The organism is Acinetobacter sp. (assembly GCF_036666595.1).
Classification (GTDB): Bacteria; Pseudomonadota; Gammaproteobacteria; order Pseudomonadales; family Moraxellaceae; genus Acinetobacter.
Window position 1 is genome coordinate 37,002 of record NZ_JAVWVO010000003.1, and the last position, 11,692, is coordinate 48,693.

Genomic DNA, 11,692 nt, shown 5'->3' on the forward strand with positions numbered 1-11,692 from the left:
AGCACAAAAAAGCCAGCAATATCGCTGGCTTAATTCTTTTAGACTTTAGCGATGAGTATGAATTGACATCACAATGCCCATGCTCGCTAGCATAGTAATCACCGCGGTTCCACCATAACTCATCAGTGGCAATGGATCACCTGTTACAGGTAAAATCCCACTGACCATCCCCGAGTTTAACAATACAAAGAAGAAGAACGTTAAGCCCACAGCACCCGCGTATAAACGCCCAAAATTATGGAAGCTGTTCATACCAATAATCAAACAACGAATGATAATGGCTGCAAACAAACTAAACAGCAAGAACACCCCAATAAAGCCAAACTCTTCCGCATACGTCGACATAATGAAGTCGGTATGGTGCTCAGGCAAATACCCCAAATGTGACTGTGTGCCTTCTGTGAAACCCTTCCCCATTAAGCCACCTGAACCAATAGCAATTTTGGATTGGATAATATTCCAACCCGCGCCTAATGCATCTGACTCTGGATCAAATAAAGTGAGCACTCGCTTTTTTTGGTACTCTTGCAAAAAGAACATCCAAAGTAAGGGAGCCACAACAGCCAATGCACCACAGGCTAAAGCAATGAGCCGCCAAGAGATACCGCTGAGGAAAATGACACACACACCAGGGATCAAGAGACCTAGGTTTAAGTCAGGCTGTAAAGCTGCCAATAAAAACGGCAACATCATGATACCCAACGAAATCACAATATGCATAAACTTAGGCGGGAATGCGCGGCCTGCAAAGTACCACGCCATCATCAAAGGCATGGCAAACTTCATAAACTCAGAAGGCTGCATACTCCCAATACCCGGTAGACTAATCCAACGTCTGGCTCCCATGCGGGTTTCACCCACCACCAAGACCAGGACCATCATAATTACAGCGAAAATGAAAAAGTAAGGACTAATGGCCTGATAGACTTTGGGTGGAATTTGTGCACAGATAATCATCACAATGAAGCCAACAGCAAAGCTCGTGGCTTGGCGAAACACCATGCCCATATCTTGCGCTGAAGCACTATAAATGACCAACAATCCCAACACGGCATTTAAAATCAGAAAGCATAAAAGCCATGGATCTAAATGTAATTTAGCCCAGCGAGATGAGTCATGTTTAATGCTTCTACCGTCACGTAAAGACTGACGTAAAAAACGATACTGCTGTGATGGTATCATTTGCGTAAATTGAATGAGCTAAAGACAGGGCAAATTATAAGTTCAAAGTGTTTTAGATAACATCATTCAAACCCATATTTCTGTAGTTTTAGCTCAATAAATCCAAATAATTTTTATTGTGCCGCCAAAATCAGGCGCGCAAGCTCAAGGTCATCTGGATAGGTAATTTTAATATTATCGGAGCGCCCTTGTACAACTTGAACCTTTTCACCAACAAACTCTAAAGCACTGGCTTCATCAGTAATTAAGGCTTGTGCCTCTAGTGCATCTTCAATTGATTTTTTCAGTACCCCCAATTTAGCAATCTGTGGGGTTTGCGCCTGCCAAAGCTGTGAACGATCAACGGTTTCTTGAATATCTTGCGCCGAGGCCACACGCTTTAAAGTATCTCTAACAGGAATAGCTAAAATCGCCCCTGTATTAGATTGAATAGCAGTATCAACCAATTTTAATAAACAATCTAGCGTTACACATGGACGTGCTGCATCATGCACAAAGACCCAATCGTCAGCATCAGCGATTATGGAAAGATAATTGAGCGCATTGAGCACTGAGTTTACACGCTCAGCACCACCTTCACAAAAATGTGCTTTTTCCATGTTGGTAAAAGGCAAACTTTGAGCAACATCATCATCCGAACCAATCGCCAAAACATAGCCCTGTAAAGGCAATTGGTTAAGACGTAAAACCGTATGTTCAAGTACAGTCTTTTGTCCAATCATTTGATATTGTTTTAATTCAGTTTTAGAAAAGCGACTACCCGAGCCAGCAGCAGGAATAATAGCCCACAATTTATGGGGTGGCTGGAGGGGTTTCAGGCTCATCGTCTTCATTGGTTCGCAAATCAATTTGGGCGTTAGGATTAATATAAACAGGCTTATATTGAGTACTGATGGTACTCATTTGAATAAACGTTTCTCGGGGTTTAATTAAACCTAAGTCTAAACGCGCATGCTCTTCAATGGCTTCAATACCATTCTTCAAATCATACACTTCTGCCGCCAAGACACGATTACGTTCTTTTAAGTCGTTATTAATTTCAGTTTGTTGTTGGATTTTTTGTGTGAGTTGTAAATGGTCTTGATAACCACCCTCACCAAACCAGTATAAATACTGAAACCCTGCGATCAAAATGATCGCAAGGCCTAGTAGTACTTTACTCATCAACGAGTCGAATACATTGAACATTGACATCAGTCGCTTAGTTTAAACCTTTAAACTCAGCTTTACCGCGGTAAGCAGCATTTGTCAATTCTTCAATACGAAGCAATTGGTTGTATTTCGCTACGCGGTCAGAACGACACAGTGAACCTGTCTTGATTTGACCAGCAGCAGTACCGACAGCAAGATCCGCAATCGTTGAATCTTCAGTTTCGCCAGAACGGTGTGAAATCACTGTAGAGTAACCATTTGCTTTAGCAAGATAGATTGCATCTAGAGTTTCAGTCAGCGTGCCGATTTGGTTGTACTTGATTAAAATAGAGTTACCTACTTTCTCATTAATACCGCGTTGTAAAATCTTAGGATTAGTTACGAATAAATCGTCGCCAACCAATTGGATTTTGTCACCAAGGATAGACGTCAAGTAAGACCAACCTTCCCAATCCGACTCATCTAAACCATCTTCAATTGAGATAATTGGATATTGGTTTACAAGTCCCGCTAAATAGTCAGAGAACTGGTTGCTTGTGAATGCTTTATTGCCTTCACCTGCAAGGATGTATTGACCATTTTTGTAGAATTCTGAAGATGCACAGTCAAGCGCAAGCATAATGTCAGAACCAGCTTTGTAACCCGTTTGACCAATCGCTTCAAGAATAACAGTGATCGCTTCTTCGTTTGAACGTAAGTTCGGTGCAAAACCACCTTCATCACCTACAGCAGTATTTAAACCTTTTTTGTTTAAAACTGATTTTAGAGAATGGAAGATTTCAGCACCCGCACGTAATGCTTCAGAGAATGAAGTAAAACCTACAGGTTCAATCATAAACTCTTGAATATCAACATTGTTGTCTGCATGCGAACCACCATTGATGATATTCATCATTGGTACAGGCATAGTCAAAATAGTTTGACCACGTAAGTCTGCGATGTATTGGAAAAGAGGAATTTTCTTTTCATCAGCAGCAGCACGTGCAGCAGCGAGCGAAACAGCTAAAGTTGCATTTGCACCCAATTTTTCTTTGTTTTCAGTACCATCAAGTTCGATCATCGTGTTATCGATGTCTTTTTGTTCAAATACTGATTTGCCCACTAAAGCATCACGGATAATCGTGTTTACGTTGTTAACCGCAGTTTTAACACCTTTACCTAAATAGCGTGCTTTGTCGCCATCACGAAGTTCTAAAGCTTCACGAGAACCAGTTGAAGCACCAGATGGTGCACATGCACGACCAACTACGCCAGATGCTAAGATTACGTCTGCTTCGATGGTTGGGTTACCACGAGAGTCCAAAATTTCACGTGCACGAATGTCAACGATTTGGCTCATGAACAATTCCTCAGTTGATTAATAACGAGATGCTTTAGATGGCATCAATGAGTTTATAATTTAGTGTGTATCTAACTTTTTGAAACCTTTAACCAAGGTGTCCAATTCTTTGAGCTGTGCCAAGAAAGGCTCAAGCTGAGACATACGCAGTGCGCATGGCCCATCACACTTGGCTTTTTCTGGGTCTGGATGCGCTTCTAAGAATAAACCTGCTAGACCTGTTGCCATTCCCGCGCGAGCAAGTGTCGTGATTTGTGCACGGCGACCGCCCGCAGAATCCGCACGACCACCCGGAGTTTGAAGCGCATGGGTCACATCAAAGAACACAGGGACATTCATTTCTTTCATGATGTCGAAGCCCAACATGTCTACAACCAAATTGTTGTAACCAAATGCCGAACCACGCTCACAAATAATGAGCTTGTCATTCCCTGCCTCTAAACACTTATGCAAAATATGGCGCATTTCATGCGGTGCAAGGAATTGTGCTTTTTTGATGTTAATGATGGCATCAGTTTTTGCCATCGCTTCAACCAAATCAGTCTGACGACTTAGGAAAGCGGGAAGTTGGATAATATCCGCAACTTCCGCTACAGGTGCAGCTTGGTAAGGTTCATGTACATCAGTAATGATGGGTACATTAAAATGTTTTTTAATGTCAGCTAACCACTCAATCCCTTTTTCTAGGCCTGGCCCTCGAAACGAGTTCAAGCTTGAACGGTTGGCCTTATCAAAACTGGCTTTAAATACGTAAGGAATCTCCAAACGCTTGCAGATATCGACATAAGTCTCTGCAATTTCAAAAGCCAAATCTTTAGACTCAAGTACGTTCATGCCGCCGAATAGTACAAATGGCAAGTGGTTTGCCATTTGTATATCGCCTAAACGTACAATTTCTTGTGGTTTTAATTGTGACATTTAAACTTCCTAGTTTATTGCTTAACCCAAATTACTTCGCTTTTTTGTACTGTGCTTTCGCAGCATCAATAAAACTAGCAAATAATGGGTGTCCATCACGTGGTGAACTTGTAAATTCCGGATGGAATTGTACAGCAATAAACCAAGGATGTTGAGGAATTTCAACTGTTTCTACTAAGTGCTGTACAGGTGAATAACCCGAAATTTTCATGCCTGCTTCTTCAAGCGCCGGAATAAAACGGTTATTCATCTCATAGCGGTGACGGTGACGTTCAATAATATCTGCTGAACCATACACTTCACGTGTTTTAGTCCCTTCAACCAATTCTGATTTTTGAGCACCAAGACGCATCGTACCACCAAGATCAGAGTCAACATTACGCTGTTGAACTTCACCACGTTCATCTAACCATTCAGTGATGAGACCAATCAATGGAGACTTAGTCGAACGGTTGAATTCAGTCGAACTCGCGTCACTAATACCCACGACATTACGTGCATATTCGATCACAGCCAACTGCATACCTAAACAAATACCCAAGAATGGAACACCGTTTTCACGTGCGAATTTAATCGCTTGCATTTTCCCTTCAGTACCACGTTCACCAAAACCGCCCGGTACCAAGATTGCATCCATATCTTTCAATACTTCATTGACATCTTGGCTTTCAAGTTCTTCAGCATTGACATAGTCAATTTGAACTTTAACGCGATTCTGAATACCCGCATGTAAAAGTGCTTCATTTACAGACTTATACGCATCTGGAAGTTCAACATACTTACCAACCATTGCAACACGTACCGTGTATTCAGGGTTAAGTAACGCTTCTACAACATTGTCCCAATCTGTTAAATCAGCTTCTGGCAAGTCATTGAAACCAAAACGTTCACAGATCAAGTCATCAACATTTTGTTCATAGAACGTACGCGGAATTTGGTAAATGCTGCGTGCATCTTTACACACCACAACTGCACGTGCTTCAACGTTTGTGAACAAGGCAATTTTACGGGTCGTGTCTGCATCAACATCATATTCAGTACGACAAATTAAAATGTCTGGCTGAATACCAATCGACAACAACTCTTTTACCGAGTGCTGAGTTGGTTTAGTTTTCAACTCTGCCGCAGATTTGATATATGGAAGCAAAGTTAAGTGCATAAGCATAGTGCGCTTATGACCTAGTTCAACCATAAGTTGACGTACAGATTCCATGAATGGGAGAGATTCGATGTCACCTACTGTGCCGCCAATTTCAACAATCGCAACGTCATAACCTTCGCCTGCACGAAGTACACGTTCTTTGATGTTGTCTGTAATATGTGGAATAACTTGAACAGTTCCACCAAGGTAGTCACCACGGCGTTCTTTATTTAAAACGTCTTGGTATACGCGACCAGAAGTAAAGTTATTTAACTTGGTCATTTTCGCACGACGCAAGAAACGTTCGTAATAACCCAAGTCTAAATCGGTTTCTGCACCATCCTCTGTGACAAAAACTTCACCATGTTGGAACGGGCTCATAGTCCCTGGATCGACATTAATGTATGGATCCATTTTTACCATGGTTACTTTTAATCCACGGGCTTCTAAAAGCGCAGCAACTGAAGCAGCTGAAATACCTTTACCTAGTGATGAAACTACACCACCAGTCACGAAAATAAAATGGGTCATTGGGTTTCTCGTACAATCGAGCCTAATTCGGCCTGCAATGTTGCGCAATTTTACTTTACCTTGTACCAATAAAGCAAAGTCAATCCGCATCAATTCATAGAACAATAAACAATTGGATATTCTATCAGCATTTGGCAGATAAAATTAAGCTAAGTTCATAGGATTTTCATCTTGCATTTTGCTGTTATAATGGCGCGATCCGTCAAACACTCGATTTTATGTAATTATGAATAAAAAACTTTTAATTTGTGGTGCCATTGCAGCAGGCTTAATATTAACAGCATGTGTAAAGAAAGAAGCGCCTAAAGAAGATGAACAAGAACAAGTTGAAGTCGTCACTACAGAGCAACAACAAACTGTTGAACTTCAACCTTTAGCAGCATCTGAGCCTGAGATTCCAGCGCAAGTTGAAGTGATTCGCGAAGAAACGCCGAATACAACTACTGAAATCCGTCGTGAAACGCCAGCACCTGCTCCAGCAGCTCAGCCTGCACCTAAAGCAGAAGCACCAAAAGCTGAAGAAAAACCAACGCAAGCACGTCCAAGTAATACAAACCCAAATACGCAAACTGAAGATGATGCCGTTGCAGCAGCCATTGCAGCAGCGACACCAGCTTTAGAAAACTAATCATCGCTATTTAGGTGATTAAAAAAAACCCGATATCAATCGGGTTTTTTATTGCTGGCTTATAAATAAGCTTTTAATTTTTCGGCAAGAAAGTCAATAAATAAGCGAATACGCTTTGGCACATAGTTTTGTTGATAGTAGACCGCATGTATTTTCTGCTCTTTAATCTGAATTTGATCTTCCAACAAAGCAATAAACCGCCCATCTTGAATATCTTGCTCGACCATAAAGCGTGACAAACTGGCAATCCCTGCCCCCTGCAATGCCAACTGACGAACCGTTTCACCATTTGAACATTTAATTTTGGGCTGAATGGTTAAAGGCTCATCCTCCAACTGAATAGGCCACGTATTTAAATGTGCAGGCTGACTAAAGCCAAGCAAAGTATGTGAGTTTAATTCTGCTGCATTTTTAGGTAGACCATGTTTTTGCGCATAAATAGGACTTGCCACAACATATAAACGGCTTTTACACAGCAGCTTGGCATGTAAGCTTGAATCCGCTAACTCACCAAACCGTATCGCGACATCGGTTTTATGTTCAAGTAAGTCTATAACCTGATCGTGATTGGTAATTTCTATATCAATTTTTGGGTAGCGCTGCATAAACTCTTCAATCAACGGCACTATCACATGCAGCACAAAAGGCGTTGCTGAATCAATCCGAATTAAACCAGATGACTCAGCATCATTATTTTGCAGACTTTCTTCAGCTTCGGTCAGATCGAGTAAAATTTTACGTGCCTTTGCCAAAAACTGCTGCCCTTCATAGGTCAACTTGAGCTTCCGTGTCGTTCGCTCCAGCAAAGTCACATTCAACTTCGACTCTAAACGTTGCAAGGCACGGCTGACACCCGATGTGGTTTGATCCAACTGCTGCGCAGCTTTGACGATAGAGCCACTATCAACAATGCTCACAAAAGCCGTTAATTCTTCTATGGTTGATTTCATGCGTAATTATTGATTAATAGTCAATAATATTTTGCAAATTACCCAGTTTTTAAGCAAGTCTTTTTTCTACAAAATAGCCTCATTCCATGAAACAAGTTATCGAGTAAAAAATGAATATCGTTCCTCAATTCGGCCTAGGCACTTTCCGTTTAACAGGTGACACTGTCATTGAGTCTGTGAAAACTGCACTAGAAGTCGGTTATCGTGCGGTCGATACTGCTCAAATCTATGGTAATGAAGCTGAAGTTGGTCAAGCCATTGAACTCAGTGGTATCAATCGTCAAGATCTTTTTCTCACCACAAAAATCTGGACGGAAAATTACTCAGCAGAAAAATTGATTCCAAGCTTAAAAGAAAGTTTGCATAAACTAAAAACCGATGCAGTGAATCTAACCTTGATCCACTGGCCTGCCCCAAGTACAGGTGTAAACATTACAGAACTCATGCAGAACTTATTGGAAGCGAAACAACAAGGTTTGACCGAACACATTGGTGTTTCTAACTTCAATATTGAGCTGACTCAACAGGCGATTGAGAGTATTGGGCTAGAAAACATCGCAACCAACCAAATTGAACTCAGTCCTTACTTACAAAACCATCAACTGGTTGATTTCCTCCAAACGCAAAACATTGATGTCACTTCATATATGACACTAGCTTACGGTAAGGTTTTGAATGATCCTGTTTTAATGCACATCGCGCAGCAACATCAAGTATCGACTGCACAAATTAGCTTGGCTTGGGCATTACAACGTGGTTTTGCAGTCATACCTTCTTCAACCAAACGTGAACACTTGATGTCCAACTTACAGGCTCAAGAGATTCAACTGTCGACTGAAGAAATGATGGCAATTACGCAATTAGACCGAAATCAACGTGAAGTTAATCCTGAGGGATTAGCACCGATTTGGGATTGAGCATCGCTATGAAAATTAATTTTCCACTTTTGGCGCTTGCGGTGGGTGCTTTTGCCATTGGAACCACCGAGTTTTCACCCATGGGCTTTTTGCCTGAAATTGCCAATGATTTGTCCGTTTCAATTCCACAAGCCGGACTGCTGATTAGTGCCTATGCAGTAGGCGTCATGATTGGAGCTCCGCTCATGACCTTATGGCTGGCACGCTTTCCTAAGAAAATAGCTTTAATCCTATTGATGGCTATTTTCACGATTGGGAATGTGTTGGCAACCGTTGCACCTGATTATATTAGTCTCATGGGGGCACGTTTAATTACCAGTTTAAACCATGGTGCATTCTTTGGCTTAGGTTCGGTGGTAGCAGCCAGTGTTGTGCCTAAAGACAAACAAGCCAGTGCAGTCGCCATGATGTTTATGGGCCTCACCATTGCCAATATTGGCGGTGTGCCACTTGCAACGTGGCTCAGTCAAAATACCAGTTGGCGCATGGCTTTTGCTGCAATTTCAATCTTAGGCATTATGACCATGTTGGCACTATGGAAAGCACTCCCGCAAGATCACGATGTGGTTAAACCGAATGTAGCAAAAGAATTGCGCGTTTTAACACGTGCGCCTGTTGTCCTTGCTTTATTAACCACAGTCATGAGCGCGGGCGCCATGTTTGCGCTATATACCTACATTGCTCCGAGCCTACACGTATTTATGCAGGCATCACCGCAAACCATCACCTTAATGTTGGTTTTAATCGGGATTGGTTTCTCCATTGGTAATCATTTGGGTGGAAAGTTTGCCGATCTATCCCTAGAGAAAACCCTGATAGGCTTCCTTGTACTTTTGATGGTGATGATGCTTGTTTTCCCAGTATTAGCGCAAACAACCGTTGGGGCAGCGATTGGCTTAGTGATTTGGGGTGCGGCGGCATTTGCAGTAGTACCGCCACTGCAAATGCGCGTCATGTCGGTCGCAGCAGATGCGCCTGGGCTTGCCTCTTCAGTTAACATTGGCGCGTTTAACTTAGGCAATGCCTTAGGTGCCTTTGCAGGTGCAACGGTACTGAGTATGCAACTCAGCTATGCAGCGGTTTCATATGCAGGTGCCGCACTCAGCTTTATGGCCTTGATCTTGGTCTTACTGCAAATGAAGTTCGGTCTTAGCAAGAAAGCCTGTGAAGTCGTTTAAGCCTTTACACTGCTGAACCAATCAGAAAAAGACCTACACAGCTGCAGGTCTTTTTTATACTTAGTTTTTTTGTTGTTCCAGTTTCAAAAAATCCGCAATCAGCTTGGTTGCCCAAGACTCTGTATTAAGTGCCCCTTCATAGAAGCCACAATGGCTGCCTTTTTTGGTGGTCACAACGGCAATATTCGGCATTTGACGGATCATGTCTTTATACGGTTCAAAATTTTTAATGTGACAGACAGGATCATCCTCTGCATTTAAAATCAGCAATGGAATGGTGACATTTTCAAATACGTAGATCGGGTTTGTGGCTTGGTTATAACTGTCATAGTCCACATAACCCGCCATTTCATAATAACTCGACTCAAACTCAGCCAAGGTTTTGGTCATTAAGACTTGCGATACAGATGCTGTTTGTTGCCATGTTTGCTGGTAGGGAAAAATAAATTTCTTAAACAGCTTCTTAGTCATGACTTTACTGTAAAAGGGATGCACATTTACAAAACCCAACTCAGTGTTATAGCCCGGACACAGGGCAAAAGCCGCCTTAAAAGGTGTTTGACTCCCTTCTTCGCCTAAGTAACGTACCAAAAGCCCCGTTCCTGCAGAAGAGCCTACCGCATACAACATTGAACTTGGAAATGTGCTTTGAATAAAGGCAATTTGTTCACGTAAATCATCGGTTGAACCAAAAAGATTCATTTTGGGTACAGGCATTGGAAGGTCTGCATGTCCACGGCGTAAGCACAGTGCAACACGCCAACCCGTATAGCGATTTAAGTCACGCACCACCTCACGCATACTTTCAGGAGAGCCTGTAATCGTATGCATAACCACAACCGTTGGCGTCGCTTCAGGCAAGTCATAACCAAACCACATAATGCCAGTGACCCCACCGTCTTGCATCTCTAACTGATCAAAATGATCGTATTCCAATTGAATCCGACGCTTACGAATCACATCAAAATACAAAAGATGGGCATGCGTGTTGGATAACCACGGCGTTGGTCGGTACTTTTCTTGAAGCTGTGTAAGCGCCCCAACAGTCTCTTGAATTTGCCCTTGTGGGTTAATATAGAGCTTCGGTTGTTCCGCACCAGTCACTCGATCCCACGCCGTTTGGCTTAATTGGTTTAGCAAACTGAACACAGCATTCATATCAGTACCTTCTTTTTCCTATCTTTCTTGGTGATGCATCAATTTTCGTGCCTAACTATAAATAACAAGTCACACGTTTATCATCCAGCTTGAGGTGCAAAAGCTGCCATTCGCTGTCCCATTTGTACAGCTAAGGCCTCTAGCCCCGATTTAGGACGGATCATCACCTCAAAATCTACAATTTGACCTTGCTCATTAAAACGAATCATGTCAATCCCTTTGAGCTTTTTTTCGCCGACATTGGCAGAAAACTCAAGGACGATACTTAAACCATCTTCTGTAAAAAATTCACGGTGGTAAGTAAAGTTTTCAAAAACCTGAATCACATTACTTAAAATAAAAAAAACCACCTGCTTACCCAGATAAGGATTAAATGCCACAGGTGAACGGAACACGACATCTTCTGCTAAAAGCTCATTTAAGATGCTCATATCACGAGTCGTGACCATATCATGCCAGCGTACCAATGCTTGTTTTGTTGTTGCTAAACTCATTCTTATGTCCTTATGAAAGTGAATCCACTCAAATCTGCAATAAAGGCACCTTCTCTTACACCACATATGTTTCATGGAAAAGGCAACACGAGGGAAAAGATAAT

General features: G+C 42.0%; 12 protein-coding genes. 3 read left to right on the plus strand and 9 right to left on the minus strand.

Annotated elements, in window-relative coordinates:
- Positions 1 to 45: 45 nt before the first annotated feature.
- The 6 genes from rodA to RR876_RS05425 form a co-directional block, all read right to left on the minus strand.
- Entirely contained in the window at positions 46 to 1,182 is a 1,137-nt protein-coding gene (rodA, locus tag RR876_RS05400; protein ID WP_332476737.1) for a rod shape-determining protein RodA, read from the minus strand.
- 113 nt (positions 1,183 to 1,295) lie between these two features.
- Positions 1,296 to 2,015 carry a 2-C-methyl-D-erythritol 4-phosphate cytidylyltransferase gene (gene ispD / locus RR876_RS05405; protein WP_332476738.1) on the minus strand — a complete coding sequence of 240 codons (720 nt, stop codon included), beginning with the start codon at positions 2,013 to 2,015 and terminating at the stop codon, positions 1,296 to 1,298.
- Entirely contained in the window at positions 1,975 to 2,370 is a 396-nt protein-coding gene (locus RR876_RS05410) for a septum formation initiator family protein (protein WP_004696633.1), read from the minus strand. Before RR876_RS05410 ends, ispD begins: the two co-directional genes overlap by 41 nt.
- A 13-nt stretch (positions 2,371 to 2,383) precedes the next feature.
- Entirely contained in the window at positions 2,384 to 3,673 is a 1,290-nt protein-coding gene (gene eno, locus RR876_RS05415) for a phosphopyruvate hydratase (protein WP_332476739.1), read from the minus strand.
- A gap of 60 nt (positions 3,674 to 3,733) precedes the next feature.
- Positions 3,734 to 4,591 carry a 3-deoxy-8-phosphooctulonate synthase gene (gene kdsA / locus RR876_RS05420; RefSeq protein ID WP_005401052.1) on the minus strand — a complete coding sequence of 286 codons (858 nt, stop codon included), beginning with the start codon at positions 4,589 to 4,591 and terminating at the stop codon, positions 3,734 to 3,736.
- Positions 4,592 to 4,622: 31 nt separating this feature from the next.
- Entirely contained in the window at positions 4,623 to 6,263 is a 1,641-nt protein-coding gene (locus tag RR876_RS05425) for a CTP synthase (RefSeq protein WP_004696627.1), read from the minus strand.
- A gap of 226 nt (positions 6,264 to 6,489) precedes the next feature.
- On the opposite strand from RR876_RS05425, the gene RR876_RS05430 reads away from it, so the two are divergent.
- On the plus strand, positions 6,490 to 6,891 hold the full coding sequence (locus RR876_RS05430; RefSeq protein WP_332476741.1) for an internalin: 402 nt from the start codon (positions 6,490 to 6,492) through the stop codon (positions 6,889 to 6,891).
- Positions 6,892 to 6,950: 59 nt separating this feature from the next.
- Here RR876_RS05430 and RR876_RS05435 read toward each other — a convergent pair whose 3' ends face one another.
- Positions 6,951 to 7,841 carry a LysR family transcriptional regulator gene (locus RR876_RS05435; protein WP_332476742.1) on the minus strand — a complete coding sequence of 297 codons (891 nt, stop codon included), beginning with the start codon at positions 7,839 to 7,841 and terminating at the stop codon, positions 6,951 to 6,953.
- Positions 7,842 to 7,951: 110 nt separating this feature from the next.
- On the opposite strand from RR876_RS05435, the gene dkgB reads away from it, so the two are divergent.
- Together dkgB and RR876_RS05445 are read left to right on the plus strand one after the other, a co-directional pair.
- Positions 7,952 to 8,758: a 2,5-didehydrogluconate reductase DkgB gene (gene dkgB, locus RR876_RS05440; protein WP_332476744.1), complete on the plus strand. Its 807-nt coding sequence runs from the start codon at positions 7,952 to 7,954 to the stop codon at positions 8,756 to 8,758.
- A gap of 8 nt (positions 8,759 to 8,766) precedes the next feature.
- Positions 8,767 to 9,936, plus strand: a complete 1,170-nt coding sequence (locus RR876_RS05445) for an MFS transporter (RefSeq protein ID WP_332476745.1) — start codon at positions 8,767 to 8,769, stop codon at positions 9,934 to 9,936.
- A gap of 60 nt (positions 9,937 to 9,996) precedes the next feature.
- Here the strand turns inward: RR876_RS05445 and RR876_RS05450 are convergent, their stop codons facing one another.
- Positions 9,997 to 11,094 (minus strand): alpha/beta fold hydrolase, encoded by a 1,098-nt coding sequence (locus RR876_RS05450; RefSeq protein WP_332476746.1) that lies wholly within the window; start codon positions 11,092 to 11,094, stop codon positions 9,997 to 9,999.
- Between the two features lie 80 nt (positions 11,095 to 11,174).
- The gene (locus RR876_RS05455; RefSeq protein ID WP_332476747.1) at positions 11,175 to 11,588 is read right to left on the minus strand and encodes a nuclear transport factor 2 family protein; all 414 of its coding nucleotides are present in this window, start codon (positions 11,586 to 11,588) and stop codon (positions 11,175 to 11,177) included.
- Positions 11,589 to 11,692 lie beyond the last annotated feature (104 nt).